The 14929-nt window shown below is 53.4% G+C and carries 13 protein-coding genes; 11 read left to right on the top strand and 2 right to left on the bottom strand.

The features are described from left to right. Positions 1 to 38: 38 nt before the first annotated feature. The 5 genes from D9N13_RS04215 to D9N13_RS04195 all read left to right on the top strand — a co-directional run bounded on the left by D9N13_RS04215 (position 39) and on the right by D9N13_RS04195 (position 4092). Complete coding sequence (locus tag D9N13_RS04215) at positions 39 to 632, top strand: ATP-dependent zinc protease (protein ID WP_290586281.1); 594 nt, start codon at positions 39 to 41, stop codon at positions 630 to 632. Further along, the gene (locus D9N13_RS04210; RefSeq protein WP_290586278.1) at positions 629 to 2167 is read left to right on the top strand and encodes an inactive transglutaminase family protein; all 1539 of its coding nucleotides are present in this window, start codon (positions 629 to 631) and stop codon (positions 2165 to 2167) included. Before D9N13_RS04215 ends, D9N13_RS04210 begins: the two co-directional genes overlap by 4 nt. Next, a complete protein-coding gene (locus tag D9N13_RS04205; RefSeq protein ID WP_290586275.1) occupies positions 2164 to 3126 on the top strand; it encodes an alpha-L-glutamate ligase-like protein in 963 nt (320 codons plus the stop codon). The genes D9N13_RS04210 and D9N13_RS04205 overlap by 4 nt, the downstream gene beginning before the upstream one ends. Then, positions 3123 to 3701, top strand: a complete 579-nt coding sequence (locus D9N13_RS04200; protein ID WP_290586272.1) for a TetR/AcrR family transcriptional regulator — start codon at positions 3123 to 3125, stop codon at positions 3699 to 3701. The genes D9N13_RS04205 and D9N13_RS04200 overlap by 4 nt, the downstream gene beginning before the upstream one ends. Positions 3702 to 3915: 214 nt before the next feature. Then, positions 3916 to 4092, top strand: a complete 177-nt coding sequence (locus D9N13_RS04195; protein ID WP_290586269.1) for a hypothetical protein — start codon at positions 3916 to 3918, stop codon at positions 4090 to 4092. A 42-nt stretch (positions 4093 to 4134) separates the two neighbouring features. On the opposite strand, the gene D9N13_RS04190 is transcribed toward D9N13_RS04195, so the two are convergent. Then, a complete protein-coding gene (locus D9N13_RS04190; protein ID WP_290586266.1) occupies positions 4135 to 5961 on the bottom strand; it encodes a diguanylate cyclase in 1827 nt (608 codons plus the stop codon). A 224-nt stretch (positions 5962 to 6185) separates the two neighbouring features. Between D9N13_RS04190 and D9N13_RS04185 the strand changes: the two genes are divergently transcribed. Next, positions 6186 to 6509, top strand: a complete 324-nt coding sequence (locus tag D9N13_RS04185) for a PilZ domain-containing protein (protein WP_290586264.1) — start codon at positions 6186 to 6188, stop codon at positions 6507 to 6509. A 404-nt stretch (positions 6510 to 6913) separates the two neighbouring features. Further along, positions 6914 to 7612: a hypothetical protein gene (locus tag D9N13_RS04180; RefSeq protein ID WP_290586261.1), complete on the top strand. Its 699-nt coding sequence runs from the start codon at positions 6914 to 6916 to the stop codon at positions 7610 to 7612. A gap of 2 nt (positions 7613 to 7614) precedes the next feature. On the opposite strand, the gene dinG is transcribed toward D9N13_RS04180, so the two are convergent. Then, a complete protein-coding gene (gene dinG, locus D9N13_RS04175) occupies positions 7615 to 9750 on the bottom strand; it encodes an ATP-dependent DNA helicase DinG (RefSeq protein WP_290586259.1) in 2136 nt (711 codons plus the stop codon). 91 nt (positions 9751 to 9841) lie between these two features. Here dinG and D9N13_RS04170 point away from each other — a divergent pair, with 91 nt between their 5' ends. The 4 genes from D9N13_RS04170 to D9N13_RS04155 all read left to right on the top strand — a co-directional run bounded on the left by D9N13_RS04170 (position 9842) and on the right by D9N13_RS04155 (position 14869). Further along, positions 9842 to 10060: a hypothetical protein gene (locus D9N13_RS04170; RefSeq protein WP_290586256.1), complete on the top strand. Its 219-nt coding sequence runs from the start codon at positions 9842 to 9844 to the stop codon at positions 10058 to 10060. 343 nt (positions 10061 to 10403) lie between these two features. Next, positions 10404 to 11339: a hypothetical protein gene (locus D9N13_RS04165; protein WP_290586254.1), complete on the top strand. Its 936-nt coding sequence runs from the start codon at positions 10404 to 10406 to the stop codon at positions 11337 to 11339. Between the two features lie 81 nt (positions 11340 to 11420). Next, positions 11421 to 12440: a putative solute-binding protein gene (locus D9N13_RS04160; RefSeq protein WP_290586251.1), complete on the top strand. Its 1020-nt coding sequence runs from the start codon at positions 11421 to 11423 to the stop codon at positions 12438 to 12440. Positions 12441 to 12775: 335 nt separating this feature from the next. Continuing rightward, on the top strand, positions 12776 to 14869 hold the full coding sequence (locus D9N13_RS04155; RefSeq protein WP_290586247.1) for a TRAP transporter large permease subunit: 2094 nt from the start codon (positions 12776 to 12778) through the stop codon (positions 14867 to 14869). Positions 14870 to 14929 lie beyond the last annotated feature (60 nt).

Below are 14929 nucleotides of genomic sequence, written 5' to 3'. Positions count from 1 at the left end.
ACCGCGCTCTTTTCCACACAGTAATGAGGTATTTGCTTTTGACTTCCCTGATTGCAGCCAACTCGGCAATCGCCACGGAAAACGGAGGTGATATTTCAGAAAAGATCATTCTGGGCTGGATCGAAAACATCTATTTGCAACCTTACGGCCTCAAGGCCAAAGCCAAGCTGGATACCGGGGCCAAAACCAGTTCTATTCATGCCAAGAACATCGAGTACTTTGATCGCGATGGTGAGCGCTGGGTTCGCTTCCAGTTTTCCAGCAACACCAAACTGAAAGAAAAAAAATACAAGGAGGGCAAAAGTAAGAAAGTCGTCACGATTGAAGCCCCCCTTACCCGCAGCGCCCTGATCAAACGCCACAAGCACACCAGCATGGAACGCCCCGTGGTCACGCTGCCTTTCACGCTGGCAGGGAAAGAATATCAGGCTGAATTCACGCTCACCGACCGCAGCAAATTTTTGTATCCGGTATTAATGGGTCGCCGCTTTCTGAAGCACGTTGCTATTGTGGATCCGGGTAACACGTTCCTGCGCACCCGTACGCTGCGGCCCACAGAAGATCAGCCAGAGCAGGAAGCCCAGGAAAGCACCGAACAAAACAAAAACAACAAGGCCGATGATGCCCAATGAAAAACACTAAAATCAACGTCACTGCGTTGATCTTAATCGCTATAGCTCTTAGCGCTGTCTACTACAAACATGAAAAACTGGGTCTGCCACTGAAGCCGGCTGAACAATCTGAAGTCTGGACGGTGGAAGCCAAGCTCAGGTTCAAAGCCAACGGTGGCCCGGCCAAAGCCAAGTTCTACATCCCCCGGGAGCCGCCAGGCTTTATCAAACTAAACGAAGACTTCATCTCCAGTAACTACGGCCTCGCCACCGAACAGGATGAGTTGAACCGGGAAGCACTGTGGGCGGTACGCCGCGCCAAGGGTAAACAGGTGCTGTATTACCGAATGGAACTGACGCGGGATGACAACGGCAGCAACCGGCGCACCAAACCCCGGCCCCCTTACCCCCCGGTACCCAACTACGAAGAACCCCTGGGCTCTGCCATCATGGCGGTACTCAACGAAGTGCGTTCCCACTCTGCAGACATCACCTCCTTTACCCGGGAACTGCTGCTGCGGCTCAACACCCCCCAACCTGACCAGAACATATCCCTGATCAACAAAGCCGGCCACGGCTCTGTTGAGTGGGTTCGCCAATTGATCCAGATTCTGGCCGGGGCCCGCATACCTGCCCGTATAGTGTACGTGCTGCCACTGCAGGATCTGGTCAAGCACGGCACCCTGGTACCGTGGCTCGAGGTGCACAACGATTTTGAATGGGTCGCCTTTGACCCTGTCAGCGGACGCCAGGGCTTCCGTGATGACACTCTGGTGTGGCGCACAGGTGACGATCCCCTGGCCACCATTGACGGCGGCCAACCGGCGGAAGTGGATTTTTCCATCTCACGCCACGCGCTGTCCCAGGTCTCAATAGCGGAACAGTGGGCCCGCCAGACCGAATCCCGCCTGATGGATTTTTCCCTGTTTGCACTACCGGTACAAACCCAGAACGTGTACCGCATCATCCTGATGGTCCCCCTGGGGGCACTGGTGATCGTGGTCTTACGCAACCTGGTTGGCCTGGCTACCTTTGGCACCTTCATGCCGGTTCTGATCGCTCTGGCATTCCGGGAAACCTCACTGTTGTGGGGCATCATCATGTTCACCATGCTGGTGATCGTAGGCCTGGCCCTGCGACTGTATCTGGAAAAGTTGAAGCTGCTGCTGGTACCCCGCCTCGCCGCCGTGCTGACCATCGTGATCATGATGATTGCCCTGTTCAGCATCATCAGCGTGCAACTGGATCTGGAACGCGGTTTATCCGTCGCCCTGTTCCCGGTGGTCATACTGGCCATGACCATCGAGCGCATGTCCATCGTGATGGAAGAAAACGGTTCCCAGGAAGCCTTCAAGCTGGGCTCCGGCAGCCTGATTGCGGCCGTGGCCGGCTATCTGGTGATGACCCATGAATGGCTCGGCCATATCATTTTTGTGTTTCCGGAAACACTGCTGATCGTGCTGGCGATCACCCTCATTCTGGGGCGCTACACCGGCTATCGCCTGCTGGAGCTATGGCGCTTCAGGGGGCTGATCCGGGAGGCGGACAAACCATGAAACTGCCGTGGACCCGCCTGCGGGAACTGGGCATCGTGGGTATGAACCAGCGTAATGCCGAGTTCATCATGCCCTACAATGAACGCCGCTATTACCCCCTGGTGGACAACAAAATCATCACCAAACAAAGGGCCATTGAAAAACACATTCCGGTCCCCGAACTTTACGGCCACATCGAACTGGAGCATCAGGCAGCGCACCTACCCTCGCTGTTGGCGCCCTATTCAGAGTTTGTTATCAAGCCGGCCAACGGCAGCGGCGGCAACGGCATCATGGTGATCGCCGGTAAAACGGCCAGTGGGCATTTCCGCAGATCCAACGACAACCTTGTTAACCTTGATGAAATCAAACACCACATTTCCAACATCCTGAGCGGCATGTACAGCCTGGGCGGGGAAACCGATAGCGCAATCATTGAATACCGGGTCAAATTCGACCCCTGCTTTGAAAGCGTATCCTTTAAAGGGGTACCGGACGTTCGCCTGATCGTGTTTCGCGGTATTCCCCTGTTCGCCATGATTCGCTTACCCACCCGCCATTCCGATGGCCGTGCCAACCTGCATCAGGGGGCAGTGGGTGTGGGGATTGATATGGGCAGCGGGCGCACCAATTACGGAGTGATGCACTCCCGCCCCATCAAGGAACACCCCGACACCGGGTTCCCCTTGGCGGGCATCCAGATTCCGGAATGGGATCGCATACTGGAGATGGCAGCCACCTGCTACGAACTGGCCCCACTGGGCTATCTGGGCGTTGATCTGGTTCTGGATCGGGATCGGGGGCCAATGATGCTGGAGCTGAACGCACGGCCGGGCCTGGCCATACAAATTGCCAATGGCCAGGGCCTGGAACCCATCCTTAAATACGCGCAAACACTGGGCACCATTCCGGCATCCGCAAAACGTCGCGTGCAGATCGGAAAAGAAATTCGCCATAAGTTTTCACGGGAGCCGGCATGACAGACCAAAAACCCGAACGTCGCAGGCGCATCCTGCTGGCGGCACGGGAAGTGTTTGCCAAGGAGGGATTCCACAGTGCAGAAGTCAAAACCATTGCCACCCGTGCCAGCGTGGGTAAAGCCACCATCTACAAGCATTTCGACAGCAAGGAAGATTTACTGCTCGCGGTGGTACAGGCCGACCTGCAGGCCATCCGGGATATCGCCCTGACGCATTTGGTGGGTGCGGGCCATCCACTGGAACGTTTCGAGAGCACTTGCCTTGCTATCGCCGATTACCTGGACCAAAACCGGAACTTCTCCAAGGTGCTGATCAGCGAGGCCGGGGAGTTCATGCCGGAAATCCAGCGCCTGCATCAGGAAGTGGTCTTCGCCAACCAGGCCTTCGCCGATGCGTTTTTCGATGCCATGAAAAGTGAAGGTGTGCTGCCGGATATTCCCAACCGCATACTGCTGAATTTATTGATGAACCTCACCATTGGCACGGTTTACTCATGGACACTGAACAAAGAGCAGGATCTGCGCTCTGAAGTGGAACAGCTATTTGAGTTGTGGAAAAAAGGCACAAAACGTTAATCTAAACCATACAGACTATAGTGTTTTGTCGCATCTTGTTACGGTTCGCTAATTGCCTATCCCAGGTCTTTGCGCGATATTGAATTGTGCAATACTGGAAAGCCCGCTGCTGATTACAGCGGGCAATCTGTAGAATTAATCTGAATTAATTTGAAACAGGCAACCAATATGACGGGCCGGATAGGTAGGAGCCACCCCCGTTTGGAGACGAGCGATGAGTAACACGAAAACGGAAACCACCAGTACGCCCCCTCAGACAACGACCTCACCTGAGCAAAAGCGTCGCATCTACGGCTATGGTCTTGGCCACTTTTTCAAGTCCAAGCAACGCTACAAACCCACCGTCGCCGAAAAAGACACCAACGCCTCATTCGAGCTGGGCTACAACTAAAACCATTGCAACAACCGGTGGCATCTTAAACAGGGTGGTATCCTAAACCGGTATACGCGTGCAATTACGGCCAGCGGACTTGGCCAGGTACAGGGATTGATCTGCTACCGCGATCAGCTCCTGCTGCCCCTGATCAGGCTGTGGTATCCACGCGGAGGCACCGATGCTGACCGTGACGTGCAAGCATTGACCTTCTACTTCCAGCGCCTCCTGCTCGATGGCGAGGCGGATATTCTCAGCCACATGAACGGCGCCTTCCATATCCGTTTCCGGCAAGATCACAGCAAACTCTTCACCGCCATAGCGGGCAACTGAATCAGAGGGGCGGGTCAACGTTCGTTCGATCAATTGAGCAACCAGCTTTAAACACTCATCCCCCGCCAGATGACCATGCTTATCGTTGAATGCCTTGAAGAAATCGATATCAATCAGCAGCATCGCCAGCGACTCCTGGTTACGCAGCGCACGGTGCCATTCACGCTCCAGCTTCTCGTCAAAGTAACGCCGATTGCGAATACCGGTCAAACCATCCTGCATGCTCAATGCCTGCAGCCGCTGATTGGCATCCTCCAGCTCTTCCATTGCGCCCTGCAGTTCCTGAGTCCGTTCTGCAACGCTGGCCTCCAACCGCTCATTGGCCCGCTTCTGCAGATCCAAGGCTTTGGCCTGTGCCTTAACAAATGCCTTGCGCTGGGTATTCATTCGATCTGCCAGGGCGAAAGCAAACAGCACAGCCTCCGCCACCGCCCCCAACTGCACCGCGTATTCGCTGATGCCGCTGCGGGAAAACAAGCCAAACTTGGACAGGGCGAAAAAAGTAATGGCCAACAGGAACGCCGTCCAGGCTATGACGAAGTAGCGGGCCGGCTTATAGCCTCCCAACCAACGTAACAGCCCCACCACAATACCACCGGCGCAGATCGGTATGACCATGGTTGCATTAAGACGGATCAGTGCCCCGTAACTGGAAAATGGTGCCGCGGCCGCCAACACCAGGCACAACGAGGCCAGCATAATGATCATCTGGTTGAGACGTGGATACGATTGCTCAAGTTGGAGAAAATGGCGTGAAAACATTAACGAAAAAAACAACGTCAAGGGTATTACGATCACCAGTGCGTTTTCCCGCAACCAGGGTGTGTCGGACCATAGATATTGGGTGGTAAACCCATGCATAGTGGCAAGAAAGAACATCAGGCCTATGGAGAAGGCCGCGTAATAAACCATGCTTTCGTCACGAAACAGGGCATATATAAAGAAATTGTATACGCCCATCACCACCAGGATGCCGAACAGAGCACCGAAGAACAGCAACTTCACCTGATCACGCTCCTGAAAATCGCCGGGCGTCCACATTTCCAGTGGAAACTCCAGCGACCCAGCAGTGGTTACCCGGAAGTACAGGTAATGGGTCTCCCCTGCGGGGATCTCAAACGGCAACACCAGATTGTGATGAAAGAAAGGGCGATCAGACGCCGGATTACGGTCGCCGGTTTTGGACACGTTGACAATGTAGCCGTCTGCATCGACCTGGTAGAACAGAACCTCATCCAGAACCGGATTTTTAATTTCAAACAAGCGGTCCAGCGTCTGTTGCGTGCTGTTACTCACCACCAGACGAAACCAGAAAGTATTGGCATCGAAACCAAACCCCGGAGAATCCATGCGATTACTTATCCACGGGATATCCCCCACCGCTTGATCGGCGAGTATGTCCTCAATGGTATAGACGCGGTGGCTCTGTTCCACGTAATCCAGAGAAGCGGATACGCTAATGGGACCGCTCTGTTCGGCAACGCTCACGACACGGGCGCTGTGCTGAGCCCCCTGTGCCAACACCGGTAAAAGCAACCCTATCCATGCGAGCAAACCGATTTGGCTCACATATCTAATCAATGTTGGTGTAACCCCCGTGACCAAATTTATATAACGGTGCACTATACGTAAGGCATGCAATGTATATACTCACACCCCTACTGACAAGCCATGACTGCAAACCCTTCCATATTGACCCGGATTGAACATCAGGCTATTTTTAAACCAACCCCCACTTAGCCGTGATGATGAGCATCAGTCAGTCAGGAGAGCGCACCATGGACGACCAACGCAGCGAACAACGTACACACTTGATCTATTACCTGCGTGTTTTTGAGCCGGGAACCAACGCATTGTTCGGCCATGTGGTTGATATCTCTCCCAGCGGACTGCTGATCACCAGCGATAAACCCATGCACAAGGATAGCCAGTACGTACTGGAAATCGAAGATGCATCCAGCCTGGATGACACGTCTACAGTGGATGTCCAGGTGGAATGTCGCTGGTGCCAGGGCGACCAGGACAACGAACTTTATGATGCCGGATTTCGCCTGGTTAACCCCTCCTCACGCATGCATGATATCGTGGAATCCTACCAATAACTGGCTGTTATTTGCACAATTATTTCTGTTACAGCATTAAATCAGGGCCCTTGAGAGAGGGCTCTGGCTGCGTTTATTAACAACAGCCCTTTTATACAGAATCCCCTGTCGAATCCCGCGCCAAAATCCCGGCAAAATTAATTTCCATTCATTTAAAAAAATATAAGTAATTGATTTTAATATAAATACCTATATTTAGATCAATTATTACACAAAATGTAGACAGCCACGACATCATGCCACCTCAGTCTACTTTTAAAGAGTTTATGCACAAAGTTATCCACAGCAATTGTGGAAAACTTAAAAACTTGCATCTGCAAAATATTGTGCTACTGGAAAATCCCAGGTAACCTCCTCGCAAATTGTCAGACAGCCCACTGCACAAACTATAAAAAGGATCACCCATGACCTGCGGCGCACCCCATGTGGGCTTCCCACTCAGCCCCACATTAGAATCCCTGTCCAACCGATTTCTGGAAGCGGCCTCAGCCGGGCACCCGAAAGCCGGCGACTATTTCTATGCCGTCATTCTTCAGCTTACCGATGAAGTCATCGACTACTTGCTGATCCAGACCGTTTCCATTGCCCAGGTCAACTCCGTAGGCCAGAAAGTTATCAACCTTTGCGCCAGCACCAGTAACAAGGCTTCGGCCATGCTGTCAGCCAAAATTTACAAGAAAGCCAGCCCGGAAGAAATGAAGAACGTCGCTGATCTGTGGCAAAGCATGATTAAGAATACTGCACCCGATCAAAGCGGAGAGTGGTATCTCGTACAGGAAATTGATGCATCACTGGCACAGGGTCTGGACGATATCCTAAATGAAAAAGGGGACCAGGATTACTTTGAGCCTTCGGATCTGGAAGCGGTCATGGCCCGCTATGAACGGCTGGTTGAAGTGATTATCGATGGTTTCTTCCTGCGCCCCACGGAATCGGTAAAAATCGGTGCCATTACCCGCAAACTGTTGAGCGTGGGAATTGAAGGGGTTAAGCAAGCCTCCAATGCGGTCATTCACAAAGTGGTCAAAAACCTGGAGCCCAAACATTTGGGTAACTATGTGGATTTCACCACTCAGTTCTACATTCGGTCCACGCTCAGCTGATGTTACTGGCGCACTAATGGAAACGGCGGCAGGCTCTGCAACAGGAGCTTGCCGTAACGTTTATCAACGATTCGACGATCGAAAATAACGATGGAACCCTGATCAGATTCCGTGCGCAGCAACCGTCCCACTGCCTGCTTGAGGCGGATCGCCGCATCCGGCACTGCGATTTGCATAAAGGGGTTTCCACCCCGCTTCTGTATCCACTCCGCCAAGGTGGCATCCACCGGGTCTTCCGGCACGGAAAACGGTAACCGGGCGATGACCACACAACTGCAATAGGCTCCCGGTAAATCCACACCTTCAGCGAAACTGGCCAATCCGAACAGCACACTGTGACTGCCCGCATCCACCCTTTGCTTATGCTGTCTCACCATTTCGGCCTTGCCCAGGCGCCCCTGTGTTAACACCGCATCCTGCACCTCGGTGCCCAATAGCTCAAACACCTCATCCATCTGACGGCGGGAACTGAACAGGACCAAAGTGCCCAGCTGCTGTTGCCAGATACGCTCGATATATGACACCAGCTGATCGGTATGGCGTGTACCATTGGTGGGATCACAGGCCAGATCGGGCACAACAATGCGGCCACACTCCTGGTAATTGAACGGACTGGGTACCGCCTTGAAATGACTGGTGGGGGGCACCCCGGAGCGAAACTGGAATCGCTCAAACTTGCCCAGCGCCGTCAAGGTCGCACTGGTCACCACGGCGGCAAAGGCTCGGGACCACAGGTAGCGCGACAACACATCGCTGGCCAACACCGGGCAGGCCGACAATTCAACATCCAAGCCCTGGGGGCTCTGGGTAAAGTTGAGCCAACGTGCCACCGGCGCCCGCAATTCATCGTCGGCTGCCTCGTAGCGCATCCATACTGTCATCAGCGCTTCCGCGCGCGCCAATTGAGTGGACATCAGGGGCATCCAGGCTTCCGCATCCGGCCGCGTAATATCTGAACGCTTGCCCTCCATGCCCTCCTGCAACCAATCCACCACCAGCTGCAATTGCTTAACCAACTCACGGGAAGGCGCCAGCAATTGCGCAGACTGGTCACGGAGTGCTTCAGGGACCACACCGTGTTCAAAACGATACACCAGTTTACCCTGTTCCGACTCAACCTGATCCGTTGCGTCAGCCAGCGGCGTAAGCGTTGACAGCAGCAGGGTGAGGCCCTCCGCCATGGCTGCATTGATGTCCCGCACACTGGCAACCACACCGGCAGCCATGCCCTGCGCATCCGAACTGTCCACCAGCGAATCCAGCATTTTGATCAGATCCTGCAGCCAACTCAGCGTACTGCGTACCTGAGACGAACAGGAGAAATGATTGAGCGCCTTATCAGGCAGGTGATGCCCCTCATCAAAGACATACACCGTGTCTTCGGGGGCAGGCAGCACCACGCCGCCCCCCATGGCCAGATCCGCCAACACCAGATCGTGGTTGGCAACAATCAGGTCCGCACGATAGATATCATTGCGGGCCAGATAAAAAGGGCAGTCTTCATAGAATCCACAACTGCGCCCGGTACAGCCCCGATGATCATTGGTCACCCGCCGCCAGGTGAGGTCGTCTACCGAATCACTCCAACTATCGCGGTCACCATCCCAGGCCCGGGATTCCACTGCCTGATCCATCGCCCGGTAAAGTTCGGCTTCGTGCTTGTCCACGGCATATTGCTGAAAATCTTCCCACAGCGCCAGGTTAGTGCCCGCTTCCTGGCCCGGGGTCATCAGTCGATCCAGTTTGCTGAGGCACAGATAACGCCCCCGCCCTTTCGCCAATGCATAACTGAAACTGAATCCACTGTTACGCAGCACTTCCGGAATGTCCTTATTCACTACTTGGTCCTGCAGTGCGACGGTCGCCGTGGCCAGTACCACCTTCTTGCCCATCGCCTTGGCCACCGGCATCACCCCCAGCAAGTAAGCCAGGGTTTTACCGGTACCGGTACCGGCTTCAATGACCACCACGTGCTGATCACCGGTACGTTTACCGTCATTATCCTGAACCACACCGGCGATGCCCCGGGCAATTTCGGCGATCATTAACCGCTGCCCATAGCGGGGTGTGAGCCCCTTCTTGTCCAGAAAGGTTCGGTAGGCCAGCTGGATCTGCTGTTTGAGTTCGTCTGATAGCATATTTGCGGTCACGCCGATGGAATGAAAACGCCGGCTATTCTACACTACGTGGCTTTGATTACCGATCACTAAACCAAAAGGCATCCTTTATATGAAAGCCATTAAATATCTGATTCTAGGTATGTTCGCCGGTGGCGTTCTGGGGTTGGCGGCGGGCGTCAACATTGGTCGCGACAAGCCCATTCTGAGCAATCCCTTTGAGGACAAACGGGTCAGCAGCAAAATGAAAGATACCGGCAGTGAACTGATCAGGCAGAGCGGGGAAGCCATCGAAGACGCCGGCAAGGCGATCAAAGATCAGTTCAATTGACCACCATCCAGCCTGAGACAATATAGAAAAATTGTCTAATTCTTTATCGAAAAAGACGCAAGATTTTAATTGTTTTTTTCTGTTAATTTAAAAGTTTATTTATTGATATGAACTTGCCTATACGGTAACAGCGATGTACCGTATGGGCGTTTCAGTCTCTTATTAAAGATCGAAAAAACCAACAAAAACGTAATAACCACAATAATAAAATGTAGGGAGCCACCACATGCATTTTAGTTTTAACGGCCGCCTGGCAAAAAAGATTGCTTTTGCGGTAGCTACATTTGGGATAGTTCTGTTAAGCGGCTGTTCATCTGTCGTGTATAAAGTAACTGGGGATACCATGACCAACATCGGAGAAGATGTAATGGTGCCCTATTTGTTGACTACCGATGACGCTAAGATTGCCTGTGCTTCCGGGGAAGCCCTGACTCCCCTGCTGATGTCTTTTTCTACGGTGACCACACCGCCGGACCAACTGGAAGTCCTGCTGGGACTGGTGGGCGGGACCTGCGCGTCACAACGTGCGATTCAGCTGGAACTGGAATACTCACGCTACTCCGGCGAAAAACGTATCACTCAGGCACAGGATGCCCGCATCCAAGCCAAACGCTGGCACGCTATTGCCGCGGCCCGTTACTACGCCAGTTACAAGGCCTTGGTTCGGGCTCTGGGCGAACCGGGTGATGACTGCCCCCTGTTTGACAACGATTTCGAACAACTTATATGGATGATTGGATCCGTGGCCGGCCTGCAGGCAGCCCTTGCCGATGTGCAAGCCAACATGGCGGTCGGCGTACCCTTCAACGTCGCCCCCAAAGCGGAACGTGGAATGGCTTGCCTGGACGACCAAAAACACAACCGGAAATGGTGGGGCCTGCCCAAAGCAATCCGGTCCTCATTGTGGACCATTGTTCCCGGCGTGACGCCGGAAGGTGTCGACCCCTGGGCTGAGCTGGACAAAGCGCGTCAACTGGGTATGGACGAAGGTGTACGACTGCCTTCTGCTCTGGACGCATTGGTATCCTATAACGACAGCAATATGCAGCGCGTAAGGAATATCATTCGCGAACATGCGAACTCTGTCCAGTCAACGGCGTCTAATCGTGAGTATCGTATGCTGGACGTCATGGCCAGTGATCTGTTGTTGGAATTATCAGATCGACTGTGGACTGAAAATACCGGCCATCGCACCCCGATCGGGGAGTATGGCTCCTTCTGGGATGACAAAAAGGAAGAAGTCAAACTGGACCAGAACCTGCTGGACGAACTGCTTTAATCCAGCGTATTACGACTGCCTGAAGCCGTTAACGGCTTCAGGATTACACAACTATTACAACCATAACTTCCGGATGAGGCTATGAACACATTGCTAAAATCTATTTTAACCCCAATCGCTGCCGGCGCTGTAGCGCTGAGCACTTCTGCGTTCGCCGCTGACCTTCCCAAACGCACATTGTGTGTGTGGGATATTGTTGGTAAGTCCGGCCCCGTTGCCAGCCAGATGGAAGATTACCGTCTGAATGCCCTTAAGTGGGGTGTGGATCTGGATCTGAAAGTTTATACCGATGAAAAAATTGCGGCCGAAGATTTGAAATCCGGTGCCTGTGACGCCGCAGGTATTACCGGCTTACGCGCCCGTGAATTCAATAGCTTCACCGGCACCCTGGATTCCATCGGTGCCATACCCGATGAATCCCATATGCGCGTGGTACTGCAGTATCTGGCAGATCCCAAATTAGCCAAGCTGATGGTGTCCGGTGATTATGAAATCGCAGGCATTTTGCCCGGCGGTGCGGCTTACCTGTTCACCAACGACCGCAGCATCGACACCGTGGGCGAGTTGGCCGGCAAAAAATTTGCCGCCATGGATTTCGACAAGGCCCAGGCCATTATGATTGAGTCTGTCGGCGCGTCTCCCGTATCCGTCTCCCTGACCAACTTCGGCTCCATGTTCAACAACGGCAGCGTCGACATCATTGGTGCTCCTGCGGTTGCCTATGATGCACTGGAACTCTACAAAGGCCTCGGTGACGACGGCGCTATCGTCAATTTCTCCATCATCCAGCTTACGGCTCAAATAGTCGCACGGCATGACCGCTTCCCCGAAGGCTTCGGTCAGAGCTCGCGAAACTATGCCTGGAGCCAGTATGGCAAAGCCATGGAAGTGGTGAATGCGGCGGAAAAGAGCATTAAGCCCAGTTACTGGCTGGACCTGCCGGAAAAAGACAAGGAAGGCTACATGGAAATGTTCCGTCAATCCCGCCTGAAGTTAAGAGATCAGGGTCTATATGATGGAAAAATGCTCTCTTTCCTGAGCAAAGTGCGCTGCCAGAAAGATCCCGCCCTGGCTGAATGCACCGCCAAAGACCGCGAGTAAGCACAGCGGTAAACAAAAAAAGCAGGCTTGGCTATACAGTCAGCCTGCTTTTTTTACGCCCATAGACTCATCCACTTACAATACAAAACGATTTAGTGTAAAAGTTTCGAAAAACATTCTGTGATGTATGGCACACAGTGGCTGACACTCTTATAATTTGGTGCTTTATTTTTTGGACGTCCTTACGTAGTGCTTGTGGTGTTGCCTTTTTTACTTGAGGGATATGACTGACTTACTTTGTGCCCTGAAACATTTGCCGGGGCCAACAGTCTAGTAGGCAGCACGAACAAAAATTACAACTAGTGATTAATCACAAAAATTAGATGTGGTGGGAAATGAACATAAACTTTCTGGGACGCTCTCTGCGCGAGTGGCTGTCCTCATTACCGGTTATCATTATTCTTCTGGGGGTACTGTTTCTCAGTATCGGGGAGAATCTAAATGCTCAGCTCAATAAGCTGGGCAACCATATCTGGCCCGACTATCATATCCTTCGGCTCGATGTCCCTGTTCCCACCTGTGATCCCAATGTCGATATCGAGTCTGAAGTCCAGAAGGTTGTCAGGCAGAAGCAGAAAGAAGCCGAAAGTGACCCCTTCGGTGGTATGTTCGGTGCTGAAGATATCAACCGGGATGCTATTCGTGAATCCCTGGGCAAGCGGGTCGAGCTGTGCCGAATGAAGCACGAAGCTGCGCAAAAAACCCTGGCCCAGAAAACAGACAACCTGGACCGCTTTGTTGCCGTTGACATGACGCTGTCCGCCCTTTCCCAGTTCCGTCGTGACAACACTCAGGTATTTCTGGCCATCGTGTTCTTTGTCTGTGCTATTACCGCCGCACTGACCCATCACCATATCGGCCTGCGCCCAATGCAGACGGTTCTGGAATACCGTTTTGGTATTACCGCGCAATTATTCGCAAACCTGTCACTGACCTATTCCGCCTACAGTTACCTGACCAATGGTTGGGCATCCGGTACCCTGATTCAGAACGAGCATATCCGCTGGTTCTACCTGTTTGGTTTTGGTGCACTGTCGCTGGTGGCGCTGGTGCAATTGTTCAATATCCCCAAAACCGCCAAACCCGGCGGCAGTATCGGCAAAGCCCTGTTAGCCGTGCCTCTTTATGCCTATATGGCCATCAGCTCGGCCCGCTTCTTTATCCTGGAAACTGAAAACCCCCAAGGCATGGTTCTGTTCGTTGACAAAATCATGGATCAGTCATCCCTGTTCCTGAATATAGGCCTGTATATCTGGGTGGGTATGCTGCTGAAGCAAACCTATCTGGGTGAATATGTCTTCCGCGTGTTCAAGCCCTGGAAACTGCCGCCGGAGCTGCTGGCGTTTGTTGCCGTGGTGATTATGGCTGTCCCCACCGCCTACACCGGCGCTTCCGGGATCATCATTATTGCCATGGGGGCCGTGGTTTACGCTGAACTGCGCCGGGTGGGTGCCCGCCGCAACCTGGCACTGGCGGCCACAGCCATGAGTGGCAGCCTGGGTGTGGTATTGCGCCCCTGCCTGTTGGTACTGCTGATCGCCATGCTGAACAAGGAAGTCACCACCGACATGATGTATGGCTGGGGTGTGAAAGTGTTCCTGCTCACCTCGTTCCTGTTCTTCGCGGTATCACTGATCGCCAAACAGGGCCCCATGAAAATTGCACCGGTTTCCGAAGCACTGGCGCCCAGCTTACAAGCCTTCCGCCCCCTCATTCCTTACGTGCTGATTTTTGTGGTCACGGCTGCGGCTTACGCTTTCCTGTTGGATGCCCACCTGGATGAACACACCGCGCCGGTGGTGTTGCCCATGATCATTCTGCTGCTGTTGGTCTACGAATACACCATCAAGCACGCAGAGCGAGAACAGCATGAAACCTATGAGGGCGAAGTGCGTGCCAGCAGCCTGGAAGGCTCCATTCGCCGCGCCACCACCGACACCACGGTGCACATCGGCGCCCTGCTCTCCATTATGGCCTTGAGCCTGACCGTGGGCGGCGTGATCGAGGATTCCGGCATCTTTGAGGAAGTGGCGGCACAGAGTGATTTCTTCGGCAGCACCTGGACGGCCATGCTGGCGCTGGTGGTGGTATTGGTGATCATCGGCATGATCATGGATCCATTCGGCGCCATTGTGCTGGTATCGGGTACCGTTGCTCAGGCCGCGTACAGTCAGGGTATCGATCCGCTGCATTTCTGGATGATCACCCTGGTGGCGTTTGAACTGGGTTACCTAAGCCCGCCGGTGGCGGTTAACCACCTGCTGACCCGGCAGGTGGTCGGCGAGGAAGAAATCGCAAAAGCCAAAGAGGAAACCAAAGGCAAAAGCTTCTGGATACGCCATGAACGCTACGTCCTCCCCATTACGGTCATGGCCATCGCACTGGTGCTGGTGGCATTCGGCCCTCTGGTCTATCAGCAGTATTTCTGATATTCACACTGGGCTCAACGTGCTGTCTGCACTGCCCTATACTAAGAAGGCGACCCAAAG

Origin of the sequence: Ketobacter sp. GenoA1, from assembly GCF_003671475.1 — a bacterium.
GTDB lineage: Bacteria > Pseudomonadota > Gammaproteobacteria > Pseudomonadales > Ketobacteraceae > Ketobacter.
This window is presented reverse-complemented; position numbering and strand designations above follow the sequence as displayed.